This window comes from Pedobacter sp. GW822-FHT03F06, from assembly GCF_058801365.1.
The window spans coordinates 135,560-159,142 of record NZ_JBXANE010000003.1; the positions used below are offsets into that span (position 1 = coordinate 135,560).

Genomic DNA, 23,583 nt, shown 5'->3' on the forward strand with positions numbered 1-23,583 from the left:
CCACTTATTCGGCCGATTTTGGTTAATGGGCAAAAAAGTCGCACAGGCGGTGCTAAAAAAAGAAAAAAATACAGGAAATCATTCCAACAGTACTCATCAAAAGAAATTCTCCATAAGCTAAAGCACATGAATACTACGGCGTTCGTTACTTTTATAGTGGTAACCTTTCTGGTTGCATTAATTTCGTGGATTAAAACCCGAAAGCATAAAATTACGACCTCAGCAGGGCTTTTCCTGGCCAACCGTACCTTAAGCTTTACCGCTGTAGGAAGTGCATTATTTTTCACCAACATCAGTGCGGCCGAATTTGTCGGCAGTAGCGAATCGGTGTACATAAACAATATGACGGTAATGGCATGGGGTGTAAGTTCTGTATTTGCCATGTTATTGGTTTCAGAATTTGTGATTCCGGTTTATTTGAAGGGCGCCATGTCTACTACCCCCGATTTCCTGGAAAGTAGGTACGATCCGCAAACCAAGAAACTCGTATCTTTTCTTTTTCTGATCAGTTACCTCGTTAACCTTTTGCCTATTGTACTCTATAGTGGTGCTGTGGCGTTAAATGGCTTGTTTCACTTTTCCGATATCTGGAAAATCAGTTATGGCAGCAGCATCTGGATTTTGGTTTGGTGCATCGGGCTTGTAGGCAGTTTATATTCTATATTGGGCGGCTTAAAAGCCATCGTTATTTCTGACCTGGTATTGGGTGCCTGCATGTTTACCGGAGCATTATTATTGGCCTATTTTGGGGTGAGACATGTTGGAAATGGTGACCTGCAAAATGGCATACACACCATTCTTACCTCAAAAACCGAACACTTTAATTCTATAGGAAAAACAGGCGATGCCATTCCATTTTCGACCATTTTTACCGGCATGATTTTGATGAACCTCTTTTATTGGGGCACCGAACAGGTAATTGTGCAACAAGCGCTGGCTTCATCTGATCTCAAAACCAGTCAGAAAGGAATTGCACTGGCCTGCGCAGGAAAACTCCTTGGGCCCCTATTATTTATGTTACCAGGGATTATTGCCGTTCACCTATACAGCAATATGCAAAATACCACCGAAGTTTTTTCGAGGGTGGTAAGCGATGTATCGCCCCCTGTGCTCAGCGGTTTTATAGCTGCTGTTATTTTTGGCGCTGCCATTACCTCATTTTCCCCAGGACTAAACAGCGCAAGTACATTGTTTATCCTCAACATTTACAAACCAGCCCAAGAAAAGAAAGGTATTGTGGTTACCGAGGCCAAGATGTTAAAAAGCTCGAAAAGATTTGAAATGTTTGCCTCCTTATTGGCCATGTTCATTGCACCCTTATTTATATTTTCCAATGATAGCTTTTATACCTTTATGCAAAAGATAAATGCGGCATTCAGTATCCCCATCTTTACCATTATGTTTGTTGGCTTTGCAACCAAAAAAGTTCCGCCAATTGCCGCGAAAATAGGTTTGGTATTCTGCTTTGTTGCCTATATCCTTACGCAAATGGTTTTTGATACCGGCATCCACTTCCTGCATGTACTGGCTATTCTTTTTGTTGTTACTACCGCCATTATGCTCATCATAGGAAGATTATATCCATTGAAAACTCCCTATTTTGCCCAGAACAAACAGGTTGTTGATTTAAAGCCCTGGAAAAATCGTTATTGGGTTAATGGATTCTTATTGTTGATTATGGTTTTATTGTTTTTATTATTCTCCCCTGCATACCTCGCTAATTGATGATCGGGCCCCTCTCATATTTTCGTTTGTATTCCATAGGCGATAGCCCCGTAATGCGTTTAAAGATTTTCCTGAATGCTTTCAAATCGTTATAGCCTGTATCTTCCATAATAAATGGCAGATCTTTATGGTTCATTTCGATGGCTTTTTTGGCTGATTCTATCCTTACCCTTTGCAGATATTCGAAGGGTGTGTTATGGGTAGCGGCCTTAAACCGACGGATAAAATTACGCTTACTCATATTAACCAGACTGGATACCCGAAGCTTTAAAAGTGGCACCGTATTGTTGAGTTACGAGGCAATATAATTAAGAATCAATATCTAAATACCATAATTATGAAATATTAAAATGGAAATAAAATATACAGGCGGCCGCTTTGGCAAAATCGCTTAATATCAGGTAAGCGCACGAAAAACCCCTCCAAAATTACTTTAGAGGGGTTTAAGCTGTGAGATTAGCTGGAGTGATGTCTTTCAAAAAAATATTTTCCTTTAATTAAGCATCTGGTATTTCTGGTTCGACGAGCTTAGCTAACTTTTCAAGCGATTCCTGCCAGCCCAGATAACACATCTCTACAGGTATAGCTGAGGGAATTCCTTCCTGAGTAATTTTAATTTCTGTACCAACTAATGTCTTTTTCAACCAAACTGAAGTAATCATTTCACCAGGCAGATTTGGATCATCAAACTGATCGGTATACTTTAAAAACTCATTTGGTGTTACTTCAAGGTATTTTCCGCCGAATGAATGGCCATTGCAGGTAGAAAAATTATGAAACGACATTTTAAAAGAACCTCCTAATACTACTGTCATTTCGTGAACAGTACAAAGAAAGCCGTATGGAGGTAACCATGAAGCAATTGCCAAAGGTTCGGTAAATGCACGGTATACTTTTTCTGGCGACGCTTTTAAAACTCTGTGCAATGAAACGGTGTTGTTTGACATAAATTTTTTTTTTAATTTCCTACTCTTAAGGCTTTTCAGTTTCGCCCGTTTTTGGAATGGTAGCTGCTCCATTAATTTGTTTTTTTAAATATTAATTCCTTACTGTACAAAGATGGCAGGTAAATTCGAGTTTGCCGGTGGTGATATGCGACAATGTTGAAGGGGCTTTACGGCCAGGTGAAATGTCTTAAGCGAAAACACTTTTTATTAAATCATCCACCACTGCTAAATGATCAGGCAAGCTCTTTTGAAAAACAAAACCATAAGTGTTCGTTTAAAAAAACATTGTAACTATTTGATTACATATAATTTGTTTATATATTAGATTCATCTGATCATTACACATTAACCTAAACTAACTTAAACATGAAAAACACCAAATTTTTATCATTAGGCATACTATGCGCTTTATTTCTCGGCGTATCTTCATGCAAAAAGAACAATACTTCTGAACAAACTGACAACAAAGCCGAAATATCAGCAAATACTTTACAACAAATAAAAAGCCTGGGATTTAGTGTCGAAAATGCACGTAAAGTTGATAACGGTTACCTGGTTGAAGGCGACATCCTTTTAACAGACGCCAACTTAAATGAAAAATCTTTAAGTCCTAATTTAAACATTGCTGAAACCGAACAGTACCGCACAACAAATCTTGTTAAAGCACTACCACGTGTGATTACCATTTCGGTTACCAATTTACCACAGGTATATAGTGATGCTGTTGACCTCATGATTTCAAGATACAATTCGTTAGGCCTGCGTATGACTTTTCAAAGGGCAAGTACAGGCACTACAGGTAACATTGATGTATTTGGATTTAACGAAGGACCAAGTGGGGGTTATATCACTTTAGGTTCGTCTGGTTTTCCTACTTCAAGCGGCGAACCATTTAACCAGGTTAAAATGAATACGAATGTTAATGCCTATGGAACAAATCCTAATTTATTGTACGTAGCTTCCGTTTTACAACATGAAGTTGGACATTGTATAGGATTCCGCCATACAGATTATATGAACAGAGCATATAGCTGTGGAGGAAGACGTTCTAATGAAGGAGCAGCGGGAGTTGGTGCGATACAAATCCCAGGAACACCTTCAAAAGCAGATGCAGAATCTTTTATGCTTGCTTGTTCTAACGGCGGTGACCGCAGCTTTAACGCAAATGACGTGATTGCTATGAATTACCTTTATAAATAAACAAAATACAGATCAAATAAAAAATACAGATCAGATAAAAAAGAGGGAGCTGAAAAGTCTCCCTCTTTTTTTATGCTTTTAACGAAAGCGCCTTATTTTGTTGCCATCCTATGGTTTACTGCTAATGCTATTTCTTTCGGTAATCATAGCGGTTTTGCTATTAAAATCTGTAGGTCCAGAAATATAATCGCCATCAAAGGCAACTCTGCCTTGCCCCTCTGCAATGGTATTAGGTCCAGTGTGAGAATCATCGATGTTTATGATACCTGCAATTCCGTTTTTAATATTATTGCCATCTTTTTCTCCAGACATTAAAAAAGCGTAAAAATTATAACCACCGTTTCTGTACGCTTTTACCTTTCCGTAAACGGTAAATTTATTTCCACTTCCACTAACGGCGGTTACAACACTGGTATCTGCTGTACCAATAAAGTTTTTGCCCAACATTTTTATGCTGAAATCGCTGGTACTTTGCTCATAAAGTTTAACTACGCCGTCAATAAGCACATAACCAGGCTGATAGCTATCGTATGGTATATTACTGCTTTTTATGGTGAAAGGCTTAAATAAATAAGAACCATCGATATTTGGGGGCGTAGTACCCTTATTTATAGTAAAACCCAGTTTGGTCAAGCTATCTACATACTGTTGCGGAATAATATCTTCTATTTTCTTACTCAAGATTTCTTCATCGGTCGGATTAATATCTTTGTTTTTAGAGCAAGCCGCAAATTGCAGCACGACACCTACTATTAAAGCAAAAGCACATCCTTTGACTACCATAGTTAAGTTTGTTGTTGTTTTTTTCATTATGCAATTTTTAATTCTAAATTTTAAAATACCCAGATGCAACTGCAGTGCCAATATCCAATAATTTGGCTCAAATAGATTAAAACAACTATAAACCACTATATAGATCTACCTAAAACCAGGTATTTCCATTAATTTTTAAACAAAACTGCTGTCCTTTTTTCTTACGGTCTTTTTGTAGTTGCTTAAATTTTTGAAAAGCAGACTTTATTGATTTTGATAAGGTCTGAAAATGTTATCCAAGTGGATATAGGAGGGAATATATATAAGTGAGTAGCAGTTCTACTATTGCAGAAAACAGCCTTTAAATAACCTGTAGCATAGTTTCCTGCGCAACAAAAAACCCCTTCAAGTTATCCTTAAAGGGGTTTAAAGCAGTGGGCCCACCTGGGCTCGAACCAGGGACCAAAAGATTATGAGTCTTCTACTCTAACCAGCTGAGCTATAGGCCCGGAAAAAAGGTTATCCTTTTTTGCGAGTGCAATGTTACAAATTTGAATTGAATTTTCGAAAATGTTTTCGGCATTTTTTCTTAAAAAGGAAGAATATAAACTCATTTTCAAGCGCTTAATTTTACTTTTCATTTTACCGAGCTTCTTTTCAGATTAAAATTGTGGATAAAACGCCTGTTTATCTATCCTCAAATCCATTTCGAATAGGTTAATTTTGTAATTGATATGAATACGCCCGATCCGGACAACCAGCTTCTTTTAGATTTTTTAGCCACCACCAACCAGCCAGTTTTTTTAACCGGTAAAGCCGGAACGGGTAAAACTACCCTCCTGCGCAAGATTAGGGATACCACTAAAAAGAATTTCGCTATTGTTGCACCTACCGCTGTTGCGGCAATAAATGCCGGAGGTGTAACGCTTCACTCCTTTTTTCAGATTCCCTTTGGTCCTTTGGTTCCGGTTGTTGATGAAAATGCGGAAACGAACTTTAAATACTCCGATGAAAAAACAAGGTTATTACGCTGCCTCGATTTATTGATTATTGATGAGATTAGTATGGTAAGGGTAGATCTGATTGATTTTATCGACCGTACTTTAAAGCGTGTTAAAGGCTCTAACCGCCCCTTTGGTGGTGTGCAGGTATTAATGATTGGCGATCTCTACCAGCTCTCTCCTATTTTTCATGATGCCTGGCATATCCTGGGCAGTTATTATTCCAGTCCCTATTTTTTCGATAGCCTGATTTTCAGGTCTACGCCAATGCTTACGTTTGCCTTAGATAAAGTTTATCGCCAGTCAGACCCCATATTTCTGGATATTTTGAACGGCATGCGCGAAAACAGTCTTGATGCGGGTTTACTAGCGAAACTGAATGAGCGTTACGATCCATCTTTAGATCAGGAATGGAAAGATGATTACATTACTTTAACCACACACAACCAGCTGGTTAACGAAATTAACCAGGGCTGTTTAGAAAAATTACCTGGAGAAATTTTCGAATTTAATGCGGAAGTAAGTGGCGATTTCCCGAAGGATGCCTATCCTACCGACGAAAAACTCCAGTTAAAACTGGGTGCGCAGGTCATCTTTATCAAAAATGATTCTTCGGGCAAAAGGCAATTTTACAACGGAAAAGCGGCAAAAATAACGGCTATTAATCAGGATTCGATAAAAGTAACCTTCACCAATGGCGGCAGGGAAATTGAAGTGGAAAAAGAAATCTGGCAAAATGTTAAATATAGCCTGAGTGACGAAGAAAATAAAATCGACGAAACCAGTACCGGATCATTTTCACAATACCCTTTTAAACTGGCCTGGGCCATTACCGTACATAAAAGCCAGGGATTAACCTTCGACCAGGCGATCGTGGATGTAAGCACTGCATTTACCCACGGACAGGCGTACGTAGCACTCAGCCGTTGCAGAAGCTTAGAGGGGCTCATCCTAAAATCGCCTGTGGTTGCCGAAAACATCATTACCGATGCCAAAGTAATCAGTTTTACAAAAGCCACTCACCAGGATAAACCTACGGCTGAACTGCTGGCACGTTATACGCAGCAATATGCCTGGGGATTGATCCATGAATTGCTGGATTTCTCGCTGGTAGCCAAAGACTGGGAAAAACTCGGCCGGTCTAAACTGATCGACAAAGATGAAAAGAATGCCTTTTTGTCCATTTATGAGCAAGGCAACCAAATCCTTCAGCATGAAATATTTAAAGTCGCCAGGAATTTTATTGCCAAGGAATTTTCGAAAATAAGCACCGATGAAAATCCGGCAAATGAAAGTGCTTTTATGGAACGTTTACAGAAAGCATCTGATTATTTCGTTCCAAAACTCGAGCAGTTGATTAGCTTAATGGCAAAAATTGTGGCCATCAACTTTTATAACGATACCCACTCCGACAAACTGCTTACGGTATTAAACGACTGTAAAGATGCACTGCAGATAAAACTGGCCTTATTTAAAATTTCGTGGAATCCATTTTCGATCAAAGATTATATCAATACTTTGCACGCGGCAGGCAATAAACAACCGGAGAAAAAATCAGTTAAATCGAGCATCAAGCCAAAGGAGATTTCCAATCCACAGGTTTATAAAAACCTGGTCGAATGGCGCAAAACAATCGCGCTGCAACGCGGTACGCAAGATTATGCTGTACTTTCAGATTTAGCACTACTTTCTATTGCAGAAAAAATGCCCAGAACTACCGATCAGCTGGCAGCACTAAAAAGCGTAGGAATTGGCAATGCAAAAGAACTTGGCCAACAGATTACCCGCATTGTAAACGCCCATTTGGGTACAAGTGAGTTATTTTAATCTTCGGCTAAGCATTTATAGCTTTTACAATAAAGAAAATATTTAAAAGAAGGTAAACGGTTAAAAGCGAGATGGAGAAAAACCGATCAAACCTTTCCGCTTTTTTCTCCTCTCCTCTTTTGATCATTTTTAAGGAAAAGGCTGTCAGTACAATCACGATCAAAATAAATACCAGGGTAATTCCGTGTAAGGTATCTACCAATGTAAAAGTGGTCGATTCGGGGAGCGAACCATCTATAATGTATTTATTACCGATTACGGCAAAAAGAGAACCTACACTTAGTCCAAAACGCGAATCGATGCTATCGGCATGGATATAAAAGCACATATAAGCGATAAAAAAAGCAACATACATGCCTAAAAACATTTTCCAGAATAGTCCAAAAGCATCTCTGCTAATCCCGATCCTCACCTTATAACTACTGTATTCGGTTCTTGGCACTTTTATACCTGGATCGCCAAAAGCTGTTTCATAAATTTTATTGGCTGCAGAAGTTTTTAAACTGTCGATATTCCATCCGCGAAGGGTAAACCGCGGATCAAATTGTTTGCCCAGGGTATCAGGAACAAATACCAAGGCTGCTGAATCAAATTGAGAATTTTCTACAGAAAGCCTCAGCAACTGGTGATCGAACGGAAAATTATTGATCGACCACGAATCTTTCATTACACATTGCAGTTTCATGAGCATATACACTTCATTACCACTACTATCGATCGTAGAAAATGATTTGCTAACCGTTTTGGCCTGCGGTATCTCCAGGTTATCGGCAAAATTAAATTCCTTGTTTTTATATTTTAGCCATAGCCAAAAATTAACGGTGTATTCTTTGTCTTTAAAATCTATATCATGGATGCTCGTTACATAAATTCCTGTCTTTACAGTATCAGGTATATTTTTTTGAGCGAAAGAAACAGTATTGATGCAAAAAAGCTGGAAAATTAAGCCCAGTAAAAAGAGTATAGTAGTTTTCAACTGTGATTTAATTTAAAGCGTGAATGTTTTTTAAATATAGTGAATAAGGTTTTATATACAAGGTATATTTAAGCTTAAAAAGCTTTCAGACCTCGCTTTTTTTTAATACTTTCGCAACCCCATTTTAGCCCCCAACCACAACATACCCGGCCATGAGTAAGTTTTTATACGGAATCGATTTTGGAACAACCAATTCGGCGCTTTCTATTTATGATGAAGAAAAGAAAGAAATTGTAGATACGATTTCTATCCCTTCGTTGATCTATTTTACCGAAGTAAAAAGCATGGTTGATGGTGAAAGCCATATTGTTGGCGAAAAAGCAATAGATGCTTACCTGAATGACGGCATGAAAGGCCGCTTTATCAAATCCATTAAACAGATCCTTTCGAGAACTACTTTTACCGAAACCCGTATTCACAATAAAAGATACACAGCATCTGATCTGGTTACGCTCATTCTTAAAGACCTGAAAGAAAAAGCGGATCTGATTACGGGCGAAGATTGCCACAAAGCCATTATCGGCCGGCCGGTTTTCTTTGACGATGATAATACCATGAAAGATACCCTGGCGCAGACCAGGTTAAAAAAAGCCGCTGAAAGTGCAGGTTTTACTGATGTGCGTTTTCAATTCGAACCTATCGGGGCGGCCTTTGCCTACGAAAAAACAATCAGGAAAAAAGAACGCGTGTTAGTAGCCGATTTAGGTGGGGGTACAACAGATTTCACCTACCTGATCCTCGATCCGGATAAAGTTGGCAGCAAAAACCGCAAAAATGATATGATAGCCTCGGGCGGTATATACATTGGCGGCGATAGTCTGGATTCCGCTTTCATGTGGGATAAAGGCACACCATATTTTGGGAAGAACACCATGTATGAAGCTACCCCTGGCAAAGTTTTAAATGTGCCGAAATCGCTTTTTGCCAATATCTGCACCTGGGATAAAATGAACTTTTTTAATGGTTTAAAAATCCAGAAAGAGATTGAGGAGTATTATTATTACTCTGGAAACGATCCGAAATTTAAAAACCTGATCACCTTGATCGAAAATAATCTCGGTTATTCCTTGTTCAGATCGATTGAGAAAACGAAAATCGAACTTTCTGACCAACCTGTTTCTACATTTGCCTATAGCAATATGGGGATCGAGATTGATGAAAATATTTCGCTCGGACAATACAATGCGATTATAGAAAAAGACATCAACAAAATCGATGCTTACCTGGATCAGTTTATGGAAACCTATAAAATCAAGCCAGCGGAAATTGACTGTTTATTTTTAACCGGAGGAACATCGATGGTTTCGGCCGTACAAAATCTGTTTAAATCCAAATTCCCACACATTCCATTAAACTCTGGCGATAATTTTAAAAGTGTAGCCAAAGGATTGGCTTATAGTGGCTATCTATTTGAGGATTAAAGATAAATCTTCAACATAACAGCACTTTCTGCGTACCTCATAGACCGAGGAGAAGAAAACTGATTTGGATTTGGAGCGCAATGCCTGTGCAAAACATTCTTTTCCTCCCGTTTTCCGCTTCGCTTCCTCGTATCTTGTTGCTGCAGGGCAACGCTCAATGTTATTAAGTTAAGCATAGTGGTCGTCAGTCTGTCCAAAGGACTCCTGTGGAGAGCGTAGTCGAAGACTTGTTGAGATCGATAAAACGCAAATAAATGCCTTTCGACTACGCTCAGGGTGACATCTTTTTTATGATTTATCTCTTAACTTAATGACATTGGAGTAACGCTTCAACCAGGGCTAATAGGCCAAAACAGTATTTCATATTTGTGGTTGCTAGGTGCACCTTATACCATGGTCTGTGTCCTCACAGACCATTTAATTTAGATTTCGGCCTGTGAGGACACAGGCCGAGGAGAAAAAACACCAATTTCCATATGGAGCGCAATGCCTGTGCAAACATTCTTTCTTCCCGTTTTCCGCTTCGCTTCCTCCTATCTCGTTGCTGCAGGGCAACGCTCAATGTCATTAAGTTAAGCATAGTGGTCGTCAGTCTGAGCGTAGTCGAAGACTTCTTGAGATCGATAAAACGCAAATAAATGCCCTTCGACTACGCTCAGGGTGACATCTTTTTATGATTTATCTCTTAACTTAATGACATTGGAGTAACGCTTCAACCGGGGCTAGTGGACAAAAACAGTATTTCTTTTTTACGGTTGCAAGGTGCAGCCCCCTGTTCCTAAACCCGATTGCAATGAATCCCGACGTTAAGTCGGGAGTAATGTAAAGCGGGGCTGCAAACCGCCAAAAACCACAAGCCATTCATTTTCTGTTAATTAATGAAAATAATTACCCCTCCACTATACTACCAACATCAGATTCAAAAAAAAAGGTTGGTGAGACACCAACCTTGGAATTCATTTTACAATGATTTTTTAATCTGTTTATCGCCGAATGGGCTAACGTTACCCGTCGCTTTTATACCAAAGCGTGATGGCAGATTAGACGAACAACACGCCGCGGGCTTATATTTCACTTGAGTATTCTGCTTCAACGTACCATTTTTACAGGCAAAAATCAAAGTACAGCTCAAAACCAGCATTGGCTTAATCCTCTTCATCTATTTTTCAATTTCCGACCAATCAAAACGTGGATTTTCTGAAGGTGTTTTAGCCTGTTTCATTAAAGCATAAAGCGCCTTTACCGTATCAGGGTTTTTGGCTGCTATATTATTTTTTTCGCCAATATCAGCCTTTAGGTTATATAGCTCCAGCTTCTCGGCCGTGCCTTTATTTTTAAACCGGATCAATTTCCAGTCGCCTTTGGTTACAGCTTCTTTTAGACCGTCTTCGTTAAACTGCCAGTAGAAATATTCATGTTCTTTAACTGCTTTTTTTCCACTCAACAATGGAGAGAACGACAGCCCATCAATATTTTTTGGCGTTGCTGTTCCGCTAAGTTCGCCAAGGGTTGGCAATACATCCCAAAATGCCCATGGTGTTGGATTAACCTGCCCGGCTGCAATTTTACCCGGTGCCCTTACAATTAACGGCACGCGGATCCCACCTTCATACAGATCTCTTTTTACTCCCCTAAACTCGCCACTGCTGTTAAAAAACACGGGGTCGGCACCACCTTCTTTATGCGGACCATTGTCACTGGTAAAGAAAATGTAGGTATCGTTATCCAAACCTAACTTTTTGATCAGGGCTACAATAGTACCCACATCAGTATCAAGTTTATTTACCATGGCAGCAAAAGCAGCATGTGGCTGCGCCTGACTATCGTAGTTTCCTTTTTTCTCAAAAGGAGTTTCTGGTGGAAATTTACTCGAACCATCTGCATGCTGGAATTTCTTCAATAGTTCTGCAGGTACTTTCAGTTCCGCATGTGGAACCGTTAAAGGCAGATATAAAAAGAAAGGCTGATCTTTATTGGCATTGATAAAATCTACTGCTTTATTTACAATCAGGTCTTCGGTATATTTTGTGGTATCAACAGGCACCTCAACTGTTTTACCGCCAACAATTTCGTACAAACGATTGGTATAATAATCGTGCGCATGCGATTGATCCAGATAGCCGTAAAAACTATCAAAGCCTTTTAAATGTGGTGCACCTTTGCTGTCTTCATCGCCTAAACCCCATTTACCAAACATACCTGTTTTATAACCGTTTCCTTTTAAACGTTCAGCCAAAGTAGTATCCTGTGCACGTAAAGCCGCAAGTCCGTCTTTTGCTTTTGCATTACCTCTAACCCAGGCATGGCCCATGGTGTAACCTGTCATCAAAGCACATCTTGAAGGGGCGCAAACCGTGTTTCCAGAATAGAAACGGGTAAACTTAATACCTTCTTCAGTGAGCCTATCCAGGTTCGGCGTAGGGATTTTAGAATTCGGGTTAAAACTGTGTACATTACCATAGCCAAGATCATCAGCCAGGATAAAAATAATATTGGGTTTCTTTTTGCTTTGTGCCTGTGCCACAGCTACACTGCCCATCATTGTAGCAAAAGCTATAAATTTTATTACATTCTTCATTTCTATTTATTATAGTTGGGATTCTGTTTTAATGCTGGATTATTCTGGATTGCTATTGAAGGCACGGGCCATAAATAATCTTTATTGGCATCGAACAGGCGGCTATCAATCCTTGCACCTGCACTGTTGGTAATATTTCCATTTAATAACTGGTCGGCAATTCTCCACCTGCGTATATCGTAATAATATAAACCTTCTCCTGCCAGCTCTACTCTCCGCTCATGCCTAATCTCCGCCCTCAGTTCTTCCTGACCTAAGGTAGATGAAATATTTGGCATCTTAGCTCTTGCTCTTATTAAATTCAAAGCATCAAAAACCGATTGATCTGGCCCAGTATCTTCATTTTTTGCTTCAGCATACATCAAGAGCACATCAGCGTACCGAAGTAAAATTAAATTCAATTCAGAGGTTCCGCTGGTTGGTGCCGCTACAGGTTTTTCATTGTCTTTAAAAATAGTATATTTTTTTAATCCATAACCTGTACTCGGGTATTGAATAGCGGTTACCGTAGCCCCTTTAAATGTTGTACCGGGTAAAATTACCGTTGCCTGCAATCTGCTATCGCGGTTTTCGAAAGGTTTTGCGGCATTGTAAACGGCCGAATTGCTGATTGGCTTACCATCAGTTGCATAATAAGTATTGACCAGATCGGGCAAGGGTGCTGAACCCAATTGTTGATCTAAACTGATATCGAGCGAATGGGTAAACTCGGGGTATTTATATTGCACATCAAAAATGACTTCGGCATTGCCTTCGTTTTCCAGATAGAACAAACCGCGGTAATCGGGAAACAAGCTATATGTTTTTAAATCGATAACTGCTTTTGCAGCTTCTGCAGCTTCTTTCCAACGTTTGGCATATAATAAAACCCTTGCTTTTAACGCTAGGGCCGCGCCGCGTGTTGCTCTTCCTTTATCAGCACCAGAGTAGGTTAAAGGCAATGCAGTTCCTGATGAGGCTTCGGTTAAATCTTTTAAAATCTGCGCCAGCAATTCATCGGCCGTGTTTCTTGGCAAATTGGCCTGGGTTTCGTAATTGGTGGCATCGGTAATTAATGGCGCCCCACCAAATAAGTTCCAAAGGGGAATATAATATAAGGCACGCAGGTATTTAGCTTCAGCTTTATACCTTTCTTTTAAGGCGCCATCCATACTCACTTTATCGATATTGGCCAATACATTATTGGCCCTGCCTATACCTTTATAACTCCCATTCCAGGTTTCGTTAAAATAAGCAGTTGCCGCATTGTGCAAGCCTCTCGAAATGATGTTATAATCGTTATTGTACTGGTAAGTATTCGGACTTAAGGCATCCAAATAGATGGAATTGGCAGCATAAACATTATAATAAATTGCGGCATAGGTTCCGTTCAGCGCCGCTTCTGCCTGAACTTTTGTATTCCAATAGGTGTCTTGTGTAAAACGATCGGTTGGTGTTACATCCAGATAATCTTTACAACTAAACAAGAACACCGAAATTGATATAAATAGAATATATTTTCTCATGACCTGTTATTTAAATGATACATTAATTCCCGCACTGATTGTTTTCGCATTCGGATATTCGATTAGATCGGCTCGGGTTAAATTCCTTTCCGGATCGCTAAACTTGAAGTTTGAAAAGGTTAAATAGTTTTGCGCATTAACAAATACCTTTAACACGTCAATTCCGGCTTTATTTAACCATTTATTGGGGAACGAATAACTGATCTGAACATTTTTGAGCCTGAGATAAGAAGCGTCCCTTACCCAAAAGCTCGAAGTCTGGAAGTTTTGCGGATAACCATTTGATGTAGTTAAACGCGGTAAAGAAGCGCTGGTATTGGTTGGAGTCCACGAATCGGTGAGCCAATCGTTGGTTACTCCTGCACCATTTTTAAACGGTTGCGCTAAATTTCCGGTTAAATAAGTATCCACATCCTGCAGGCCCTGGAAGATGAAACTGAAATCCCATCTTTTATAGCCAAAACCACCAGAAAAACCATACACGAATTTCGGAATACTGTTGCCGATTACCACACGGTCGTTATTATCAATCACACCATTACCATCTACATCTTTATATTTCAAATCGCCGGCAACCGTACCTGCATTTTGAAAAGCATGCGCTTTCACCTCGTCTGCAGTTTGGAAAATTCCTTCCGCCTGTAATCCAAAAAAGCTATCAATTGGCGATCCTTCCTGAATAATGGTATTACCGCTATAATATTTCTGACCGTTTACATTGGTTACTTTATTTTTTACATAGGTAAGGTTCGCATCGATGTTGTAGCGAAAATCTTTTACCGAATCTTTAAAGCCAAGCGTGATTTCGAAACCACGGTTGTTTACTGCCCCAATGTTTTTTACAGGTCCGGCTAAATTACCCACCTGCCCGGGTACACTGATCTGTCTTAAGATTTTCGAAGTCTGTTTATCAAAAAAATCGACTTCAAAAGTTAACTTGCTTCTAAAAAAGCTACCTTCTAAACCGATATCGCTCATGGTAGTTGTTTCCCAGGTAATGTTTGGATCGCTTAACTGCGTAATGGCCGCTCCACTAACAATGGTTCCATTAAAATTATAATTCTGTCCCAGTGCGATGGCATCTACATAACTGAATAACGACACATTTTGGTTACCCAACTTGCCGTATGATGCCCTAAGTTTTAAATTACTAAAAACATTTAAGTCTTTAACAAAATCTTCTTCACTGGCTCTCCATCCGGCAGAGAATGAAGGAAAAAAGCCCCACCTCTTATCTTTGGCAAAGCGCGACGAACCATCATACCTAAAATTGGCCTCGAACAGGTATTTTTCGTTGTAATTATAGTTGAAACGGCCAAAGTACGATTGTAACCTCGAAGCCCCCGAAGTACCCGTAACCTGAGGTGATGTACTCCCCGCATTAAGTTCTGTTAAATCGTTGCCCAGATAGCCCTCGTTATAAGCAGAAAAGTTACCATCGTCAAAACGTTCTAAACTAAAGCCCGCCAAAACAATAAAATGATGTTTATCCAGTGAACCTTCCCAGTTTAACGTATGAAAGTTGGTAATATTAATATTGTTCTGACTGATTTGCCGAACCCCTCGCGCAGGTGTATTGCCAATTGGACTTACTACGCCAGTTTTTGGATTGGTTAAGTTAATGGCCGGATAAGAATATTTGTTGATACCATAAAGCAGGTTTGCCCCCAAAGTGGTTTTATATTTGATATTGAATGGCAGTTGATATTCTAAAAACACATTGGCCAGGGTGCGGTACTGGTTATTTTTGTTAAAACCTTCGTTTGCCAGGGCAACAGTATTTCTGAAAAAGTTATGCCCGGGTACCCGAATCCACTGATCGGCATAGGTACCATCTTGTGCATATGGTGTTTGAAAAGGCAAACCACGATAGGTTAAACCCATTAAACCACCTTCGCCATTACCATCATCTGCACTATAGGCACTTTCTTTACTGTTCCAAAAATTAGCGGTTAAACTAGCACCTACCCTTAGTTTTCTGGTAATATCGGAGCTGACATTCAAATTTAAGGAGTAACGTTTACCAGATGAAGCAATTAAAATACCATCCTGATCTAAATAACCCAGCGAGATAGAAAAAGCTGTTTTTTCCGAACCACCAGAAATACGGAGATTATGTTCCTGTATGGCTGCATTTCGGAACATAATATCGAACCAATTGGTATTTGGATAAATAAACGGATCAGTACCGTTTCTAAATTCGTTAATCAGTGCTTCACTACTTTCAGCGGGTTTGCCCTCATTAGCCAGGGCCCGGTTTTTACCGATCATGTAATCAACCGTATTGCTTACCACATCTGGAAACTTTGTAGCCTTTTGTACGCCCGCATAAAAGTTATAATCAATAGAAAATGTGCCTCTTTTGCCAGTTTTCGTTTTTACTAAAATCACGCCATTTGCTGCTCTGTTACCATAAATGGCCGCAGAAGCTGCATCTTTTAAAACGGTTACACTCTCAATATCGTTTGGGTTAACATCGCCCAAGGGAAATTCAATCCCATCAACCAATACCAAAGGGTTGTTGTTATTTAAGGTACCTGCCCCGCGGATGCGGATGGTAGCTGCATCGGCACCAGGCCTGCCTTTGGTTTGATTGGTAAAAACACCCGGCACATTTTGAAGTGCCTGAGTAGCATTGGTAATCGGTCTGTTGGCCAATGTTTTGGCATCTACTGTGGCCAACGATCCGGTAAGGTTAACCTTTTTCTGTGTGCCATAACCTACCACAACCACATCATCCAGTGGATTGTAGTCTTCTACAAGTTCAACCGTAATCTGACTTTGCGTTACCACCACTTCGGTTTGTTTATACCCGACGAAATTAACCAGTAAAGTAAAAGGGAACTTTTGCCCGGTAATTAAACGGAATTTGCCTTCCCTATCAGTTGATGAGCCATTGGTTGTCCCTTGAATTTTAACTGACGCGCCAATTAAGGTTTCTTTGGTTTTTGCATCGATTACAGTTCCTGATAAAGTAGCATTGATTGTAGGTTCTGTTGGGGTTTGTGCCTGCAACAGCAGCGGTAAGTATAAAAATAATGCAGGTAATAAAATGCGGCATGTTTGCCAGAGGTACAACCGAAAATTGAACGTAATACTTCGTAAAGCCAAAGCCCCTTGTACAGGATTGACTTTCTCAAAATTTTGCATAACTTTGAAATAGGTGATTTGAACTGATTTGAAACAGGTGCAACGCCAATTGAATTCCTGTTTCGTTAATTTTGCCTAGGGAAAATACTTTTGTATTTTCCTTTTTTTTGCCTACTGCACAGCAGAAACAAACTATTCTTTTTAGATCAACAGCAACAGTACATCCTATTTAACGCTATAAATAATGGGCCCTGTACGAGAAAAAATTTCGTAAACTCTTGTTTCATAATGATTATATTTTTGGCAAATATAATTTTTTTTGAATAGACTACAAATTCACTAGACTTTTTATTTTACCCGCTCAGAATTAACGTAGATGCAGGGTTGTAAGCGCTTAAATACAGCTATGTAACATTATTAAGAATATTTTTTTTCTTTAGACCAAGATTTTATAATTTAGCCAATGCAAAATTGGTGCGGCTGATAAAATAGATGCAGTAAGCAAAACTTTACGCGTTAGGCGTGCAAGCAATTAATGTAGTGAGGTCTGGAAACCTGTTTTCTAGAAGAGATGAAATCGAACTGACGGACATTTCTTTGGCAGAAGCACCAATTTTTCAGTCAATTTAAGTTAGGCGGCTAAATTGAAGTACAGACATGCCTTTATGCCGTTTAAAACTGGTGCTAAAATTAGTGGTTTGTTCAAACCCCAAGAGTTCGGCTATTTCATCAACTGTATAATCGCTATGTAGTAACAATTCTTCCGCTTCGCGCATAATCCGATCTTTTATAAGCACTGTTAAGCTTTTTCCAAGTACACGGTCTAAAAATTTATTCAATTTGCCGGTGCTCATCCCCATGCCCTCCGCATAAAACTGAATGGACCTTTCTCGCTTATAAAATTGCTCCAAAATGGCCCTAAACCGTAATACCTGCTGTAAATCATCTAAGGTTAAAGCGGCAAGATAACCATCTAACCCAGCCGTAAAACCTAGAAACAATGATAAGTATTGCGCTAAAAAGGGCATATCTTTTTTGATATTGATTTCTTTTTTTAGCTGATCGAGTAAACTATAAGTTTTAGTTGATTTGTGCGAATCGAGATCCCTGAAAGACAAATTTAAGAAGAGATTCTTAGCTTGGGGATCTAAGTGCTGAAGTAAAAATTCGGCATATAATAAACTGCTAAAACTGAGCCAATAACCTGAGGTTATTTCTCCTTCGAGCCTAACCAGACCTTCTTCCGGAATAAAAAATACCCTGCCATTTAACAAGGGGTAATCACCAGAATTCATGCACAAAAAACCATTCCCCTCACGTACAATCAACACACGCATAGGGTATATTGCCTGCAACGCACGTTCTCTTTTAAAAAAACCGGTAATTGGCTCGAGCTGTATCATACACTTAAGAATAAACAACAGTAAGACCAAAGTTATCAGATTTGGTTACAAGTTGCTAAAATAATCTATCATAATGATTAAATTCTATCTGTAATACAGGCTATAAGAATCAAAAACATTGAACAATTATTAATCTTTTGGTTCAATAATCAGCACATTCATTGCTATTGATAATGTTTGATGCAATTCGAAAGAAACCTTTAAACCCTTTTTTAAATCAGCTCCATTTATTGGGCCGCTTTGATAAAACAGAACTTCTTCTCCAATATCGCTCCTGATTTTCCCAAAGCCTTCAGTTTCACTATAATAATCTATTGTTCCCATTTCTTTTGTCACCATTTTGATCCTTTTGCGTTAACTAATATATAGCTAAGCCAAAAAACTGTGCCAAATATTAACAGATCGGTAATACGATACAAAAAGAACTTTCTTTAAATGGCCTAACTATGCAGATAGCACCATCACCTTAATGGCCTCGATGCCACCTTGTGTAAATTCAATATCAAACTGAACAATATTATTGGGCTTTATCGGATCGATTACACCGCGGGCAAAAACACTCACTTCGCGCCCACCATTTGATGGTGTAATACTGCCAACACCTTCTTTAGGGTTATAAAACTTTACTGTACCTAATCTCATTGCAGCGTTAAATCAGTTTAACATTAACAGCATTGGGACCTTTTTTTCCTTGAGCGATTTCGAACTCTACCCGATCGTTCTGGCTTATTTTATCAACCAAGCCTGTAACATGAACAAAAAGTTCTTCGCCGTCTTCTGTTATAATGAAGCCAAAACCTTTAGATTCATTGTAAAATTTCACTGTTCCTTGCATTTAATTTAGATTTAATACAACAAACATACAAAAACTCAAAAAGTTTTGGCAATTAAATAGATTTCGATACTCAATCTATAGATTAAGCGACAATTAATGATGATTTTGACATCTGAGCAAACAAAGCACCTCTAAATAAAAAAAGTCGCGAACCGAATCAGTAATTTCTCTATTTTATTGCGTTACACTAAGCGTAAAGCTGACGAAAGCAAGTACGCTTTACCAGCATCGATATTGCAATTGGCACAATAAGGTAATACAAGGCCTTAACAGAATAAATTTTGTAAAAACTGCTCCTATTAATAAGCACTCAGCTTACATTTTATTTTTGCACATTCCAAACAACCCTAAATACTACAAGGCTGTCGTAAATAACAGAAAATGAATTCTTTTTTTTTATTCGGATACCGAATTTTGCCGCATCATCAAAATAAACCATTCGAAGAGAAAAATTTCTCTTGAAAAAAGTATTTGAAAATTGAACTAACCCTTTTTTCCGCTAAAAATCACAAAGAAAACACTAAAACCACCCAAAAGGAAAACTATTCCAAGAATCAAATTTACTTTATCGCCCATTCTGTAAGTTACAGATTAAAATCAGAATGACAATAGGCTGACACAAAATAATTCAAAAAACAACTTGAAGTTGTATGATTTTTAATTTTTGTAGCTTTTTACACTGATTGAGATAAGGCCTGCCGATTTTAAATCGAATCTTATATTAAACTTTTTGGCCTCACTTTAAGTTTAGCTATCCCCATTATATTCTTAGCGACTACTCCTCTTTTCGCAATAACAGTATCAAATTCGACAGTACTTCCAACATACAAACCTTTCGCTTTGCAGTCTACTATATCAAAATAGATGCTTTCTAAAACCAAATATTGAGAGATTAAACCAAAACCTCTTTCTTTATTGTAAGCTGTTATTACTCCGGTCATGGTAATATTTTTAGAGTTTATACCTATATAAAACTAACATTACCAGCACAATACCTATTGAACAGTAGAGATTCTTAAACAAAAAATAGATCATCTCAATAAATTTGTTGATGTATGAATTTTGGCCGAAAACTTCTTATCACTTCATTTTGAACCTATTCAATATACAACTCGATCATCCAATCCTATTTCGACCTGATTCGCATAAATTTTGATACAATACTGCAGGCTATAAAACTATATCCTATATTTATTCAAAATACTTTAATCAAATAAATGAAAACAACTTTTACCCTGCTGTTATCTGCGATAGCATTAGTATTAATATCGGCAACAACACTAAACAAAAACATTTACGAAGGCAACGCTTTCGAATTTTTCCCTAAAAATACAATAGATACACCAGATCAGGACCGTTTTGTAAAAGTTACCCTTGCGCAGGGCGAATTTACAGAGCCTACCGAAATGACCATCCTTCCTAACCTGGATATTTTAGTAGCACAGCGCAGAGGTGAAGTATTGATTTATAAAAACCAGACAAAAAAAGTTAAAGAAGCTGGTAAACTTGATGTTTATTTTAAAACCAGCACCCCTAATGTTAATGCAGAAGAAGGTTTATTGGGTATGGCCGCCGACCCAAAATTTGCAGTTAATAAATATATTTATCTTTTCTATAGCCCTTTTGATAAATCGGTAAACCGATTATCCAGATTTAAGTTAATTAACGACCAGATTGTAAAAGAATCAGAAAAAATCGTTTTAGAATTTTATTCTCAACGCGAAATCTGTTGCCATACCGGAGGATCTATCGCCTTTGGATCTGATAATTTATTGTATGTTTCGACAGGTGACAACTCTACTCCTTTTGATGTACCCAAAGAACAATATGTGAACAAAGGTTATGCCCCGCTCGACAACAGAAAAGGTTTAGAACAATACGATGCCAGAAGATCTGCAGGAAATACCAATGATTTAAGGGGTAAAATTTTAAGGATCAAAGTAAATGAAGATGGAACTTACAGCATCCCAGAGGGTAACCTTTTTCCGAAAAATGATCCAAAATCTAAACCCGAAATTTATGTAATGGGTAATAGAAATCCTTACCGCATTTCGGTAGATCAAAAAAACAACTTTTTATATTGGGGAGAAGTTGGCCCCGATGCCAGTAACGACGATGCTTTAAGGGGCCCCAGGGGATATGATGAAGTAAACCAGGCCCGCAAGGCCGGTAACTTTGGCTGGCCGCTATTTATAGGTAATAACTACCCATATAAAGCTTACGATTATACCAACGGAGCCAATGGCAATGCTTTTGATCCTGAAATGCCAATTAACAATTCGCCAAACAATACAGGTTTAGAACAACTTCCACCTGCACAACCTGCTTATATCTGGTATCCGTATGGCGAATCGGCAGAATTTCCACAGGTAGGTTCAGGTGGGCGTACCGCAATGGCTGGACCAGTTTATTATGCAACTGCAAACTCACCTTACCCTGCTTATTACAACGGAAAACTGATTATTTACGAATGGGTACGTGGATGGGTTAAAGCCGTAACCATGAATGCACAGGGTGATTACCTGAGCATGGAACCCTTTATGTCTAATGTTTCTTTGGCTGCACCTATTGATATGGAATTGGGGCCTGATGGGAAATTATACATCCTCGAGTATGGTAAAGGTTGGTTTACTAAAAACCCTGATGCCGCAATTACGAGGATTGATTATTTAAAAGGAAATCGACCTCCATCAATTGAAAGTTTAAATATTGCGAAAACAAGTGGATTACTCCCTTACAAATTAAACGCAACTGTTACGGCTAAAGACCCAGACGGAGATGCCTTGACTTACATTTGGAACCTGGGAAAAGGAATTACTAAAACTACTACCACACCAAATTTACAATACACCTTTACTAAAGCAGGCGAATATCCGGTAAGTGTTACCGTAATGGATAAAAGTAAAACTTCGGCGAAGAGCCAGGTAGTATCGGTTTTTGCTGGTAATGAACACCCTAATGTAAGTATAGATTTAGCAGGCAATAAAAGTTTTTATTTCCCGAATAAACCGGTTGATTACAAAGTTTTAGTGAGTGATAAGGGTGCAAAAGTAAATAATAGCCGCATTTATATTTCCAACACCTACACCGAAGGAACCGATTTAGCGGGCGCGCAATTGGGCCACCAACAAGCGGCACAAACCCTTGTAGGCAAAACATTAATGCTAAAATCTGACTGTAGCACTTGCCATAAAGAAGCAGCTGCTTCCATTGGTCCTGCGTTTAACAAAATTGCTGTTAAATATAAAAACGATAGCAAAGCGGTTGATTACCTGGCCTCGAAAGTGATTGGCGGGAGCCATGGCGTGTGGGGAGAAGTACCGATGCCGGCGCATACCGCAATGAAAGAAGCCGAAGTGAAAAAAATTACAGAATGGATTATGACTTTGGGCAACAAGGAAGCCGTTAAAGCATCACTTCCAACAACCGGAAAAATTGTTCCTCCTGCAACTATTGATAAAAAGAAATCGGTGTTAACCTTAAAGGCCACTTATACTGATGCAGGTGGTACAGGTTTAAAACCTTTAACTACAACCAACGCCATCAATCTTAAAAGCAGTATAATTGATGCTGATGACATTAAAGTTTTTGAAGGTTTTCAGCGAAAAGATATTTACGGCGGTGAAAAACTTGTCCTATCCAAAGAAAGTGGTTGGATAGCAGTTAAAAATGTTGATTTAACTGGTATTTCAGGATTTGGTTTTTCATTTTTAAATCTTGATCCTGGATCAGATGGCGAAATCGAGATCAGGTTAGATGATAGCAAAGGCATTATGATAGGCAAATCTACCTTTAGGAAAAGTATCCCGATCAACATGCTTTCAGATGGAAAATTCCATTCCATTTATTTTGTGTTCAAAGAGTTAAAAACAAGTGATAAAAAAAATAGACCAATTATTCAATCGATAACGGTAGAACCTAAATAGGTCTATAAATAAAATCATTTTGATGTTGCATCATTCCCACGAAGGCGAAGATGCAATATCATGGAGTTAAGCACAGTTGCTGTCAGTCTGAGCTTGTCGAAGACCTTTTGGTAGCGAAAACAAAAAACATTTGTCCTTCGACAGGCTCAGGATGACAATGTTTTTTGTTTTCTCCTTCATTTAATGACATTAAGCGGAAATCTTAATGCAAATAGAAAATACCACTAAAGCATTAAGATTATCTTTGATGAACACTTCGTGGTTCCCAATCACCCCGATAGCTATCGGGGTGGGAATGGCCACATCGCAAGATATTATGCCCGAAACTTACTTACAATAGGTTTCGGGTTTTTTATTGTAAAAAAATGCCGTTTAATACCCGCCATTAAATTAGCA

General features: G+C 38.7%; 18 protein-coding genes and 1 tRNA gene. 6 read left to right on the forward strand and 13 right to left on the reverse strand.

Annotation, left to right across the window (positions count from 1 at the left end):
* Nucleotides 1-126 precede the first annotated feature (126 nt).
* Complete coding sequence (locus AC1RJ8_RS06030) at nucleotides 127-1,725, forward strand: solute:sodium symporter family transporter (RefSeq protein WP_492953170.1); 1,599 nt, start codon at nucleotides 127-129, stop codon at nucleotides 1,723-1,725.
* Here the strand turns inward: AC1RJ8_RS06030 and AC1RJ8_RS06035 are convergent.
* Nucleotides 1,718-1,966, reverse strand: a complete 249-nt coding sequence (locus AC1RJ8_RS06035; protein ID WP_492953169.1) for a helix-turn-helix domain-containing protein — start codon at nucleotides 1,964-1,966, stop codon at nucleotides 1,718-1,720. The two genes, AC1RJ8_RS06030 and AC1RJ8_RS06035, sit on opposite strands and share 8 nt — an antisense overlap.
* A 256-nt stretch (nucleotides 1,967-2,222) precedes the next feature.
* A complete protein-coding gene (locus AC1RJ8_RS06040; protein ID WP_492953168.1) occupies nucleotides 2,223-2,672 on the reverse strand; it encodes an SRPBCC family protein in 450 nt (149 codons plus the stop codon).
* Nucleotides 2,673-3,038: 366 nt separating this feature from the next.
* Between AC1RJ8_RS06040 and AC1RJ8_RS06045 the strand changes: the two genes are divergently transcribed.
* Entirely contained in the window at nucleotides 3,039-3,872 is an 834-nt protein-coding gene (locus AC1RJ8_RS06045; protein ID WP_492953167.1) for a M57 family metalloprotease, read from the forward strand.
* Between the two features lie 108 nt (nucleotides 3,873-3,980).
* On the opposite strand, the gene AC1RJ8_RS06050 is transcribed toward AC1RJ8_RS06045, so the two are convergent.
* Nucleotides 3,981-4,682, reverse strand: coding sequence for a hypothetical protein (locus tag AC1RJ8_RS06050; protein WP_492953166.1), 702 nt, complete (start codon nucleotides 4,680-4,682; stop codon nucleotides 3,981-3,983).
* Nucleotides 4,683-5,060: 378 nt separating this feature from the next.
* Nucleotides 5,061-5,134: transfer RNA gene (locus AC1RJ8_RS06055), tRNA-Ile, on the reverse strand.
* Between the two features lie 225 nt (nucleotides 5,135-5,359).
* On the opposite strand from AC1RJ8_RS06055, the gene AC1RJ8_RS06060 reads away from it, so the two are divergent.
* Nucleotides 5,360-7,453 carry an HRDC domain-containing protein gene (locus tag AC1RJ8_RS06060; protein ID WP_492953165.1) on the forward strand — a complete coding sequence of 698 codons (2,094 nt, stop codon included), beginning with the start codon at nucleotides 5,360-5,362 and terminating at the stop codon, nucleotides 7,451-7,453.
* A 7-nt stretch (nucleotides 7,454-7,460) separates the two neighbouring features.
* Here AC1RJ8_RS06060 and AC1RJ8_RS06065 read toward each other — a convergent pair whose 3' ends face one another.
* Nucleotides 7,461-8,429: a ligand-gated ion channel gene (locus tag AC1RJ8_RS06065; protein WP_492953164.1), complete on the reverse strand. Its 969-nt coding sequence runs from the start codon at nucleotides 8,427-8,429 to the stop codon at nucleotides 7,461-7,463.
* Nucleotides 8,430-8,581: 152 nt separating this feature from the next.
* Here AC1RJ8_RS06065 and AC1RJ8_RS06070 point away from each other — a divergent pair, with 152 nt between their 5' ends.
* Nucleotides 8,582-9,850: an Hsp70 family protein gene (locus AC1RJ8_RS06070; protein ID WP_492953163.1), complete on the forward strand. Its 1,269-nt coding sequence runs from the start codon at nucleotides 8,582-8,584 to the stop codon at nucleotides 9,848-9,850.
* Nucleotides 9,851-11,009: 1,159 nt separating this feature from the next.
* Here AC1RJ8_RS06070 and AC1RJ8_RS06075 read toward each other — a convergent pair.
* The 8 genes from AC1RJ8_RS06075 to AC1RJ8_RS06110 form a co-directional block, all read right to left on the reverse strand.
* A complete protein-coding gene (locus AC1RJ8_RS06075) occupies nucleotides 11,010-12,428 on the reverse strand; it encodes an arylsulfatase (RefSeq protein ID WP_492953162.1) in 1,419 nt (472 codons plus the stop codon).
* Between the two features lie 2 nt (nucleotides 12,429-12,430).
* Nucleotides 12,431-13,933, reverse strand: a complete 1,503-nt coding sequence (locus AC1RJ8_RS06080) for a RagB/SusD family nutrient uptake outer membrane protein (protein WP_492953161.1) — start codon at nucleotides 13,931-13,933, stop codon at nucleotides 12,431-12,433.
* Between the two features lie 6 nt (nucleotides 13,934-13,939).
* Nucleotides 13,940-17,083, reverse strand: coding sequence for a SusC/RagA family TonB-linked outer membrane protein (locus AC1RJ8_RS06085; RefSeq protein WP_492953160.1), 3,144 nt, complete (start codon nucleotides 17,081-17,083; stop codon nucleotides 13,940-13,942).
* A gap of 566 nt (nucleotides 17,084-17,649) precedes the next feature.
* Entirely contained in the window at nucleotides 17,650-18,426 is a 777-nt protein-coding gene (locus AC1RJ8_RS06090) for a helix-turn-helix domain-containing protein (RefSeq protein ID WP_492953159.1), read from the reverse strand.
* Nucleotides 18,427-18,555: 129 nt separating this feature from the next.
* On the reverse strand, nucleotides 18,556-18,765 hold the full coding sequence (locus AC1RJ8_RS06095) for a S1 domain-containing protein (RefSeq protein ID WP_493008033.1): 210 nt from the start codon (nucleotides 18,763-18,765) through the stop codon (nucleotides 18,556-18,558).
* 105 nt (nucleotides 18,766-18,870) lie between these two features.
* Nucleotides 18,871-19,068 carry a cold-shock protein gene (locus AC1RJ8_RS06100; protein ID WP_492953157.1) on the reverse strand — a complete coding sequence of 66 codons (198 nt, stop codon included), beginning with the start codon at nucleotides 19,066-19,068 and terminating at the stop codon, nucleotides 18,871-18,873.
* 7 nt (nucleotides 19,069-19,075) lie between these two features.
* Nucleotides 19,076-19,261 carry a cold-shock protein gene (locus AC1RJ8_RS06105; protein WP_492953156.1) on the reverse strand — a complete coding sequence of 62 codons (186 nt, stop codon included), beginning with the start codon at nucleotides 19,259-19,261 and terminating at the stop codon, nucleotides 19,076-19,078.
* Nucleotides 19,262-19,977: 716 nt separating this feature from the next.
* A complete protein-coding gene (locus AC1RJ8_RS06110) occupies nucleotides 19,978-20,202 on the reverse strand; it encodes a cold shock domain-containing protein (RefSeq protein WP_492953155.1) in 225 nt (74 codons plus the stop codon).
* Nucleotides 20,203-20,478: 276 nt separating this feature from the next.
* Here AC1RJ8_RS06110 and AC1RJ8_RS06115 point away from each other — a divergent pair, with 276 nt between their 5' ends.
* Nucleotides 20,479-23,187: a PQQ-dependent sugar dehydrogenase gene (locus AC1RJ8_RS06115; protein WP_492953154.1), complete on the forward strand. Its 2,709-nt coding sequence runs from the start codon at nucleotides 20,479-20,481 to the stop codon at nucleotides 23,185-23,187.
* Between the two features lie 205 nt (nucleotides 23,188-23,392).
* The gene (locus AC1RJ8_RS06120; RefSeq protein WP_492953153.1) at nucleotides 23,393-23,527 is read left to right on the forward strand and encodes a hypothetical protein; all 135 of its coding nucleotides are present in this window, start codon (nucleotides 23,393-23,395) and stop codon (nucleotides 23,525-23,527) included.
* Nucleotides 23,528-23,583: the final 56 nt, after the last annotated feature.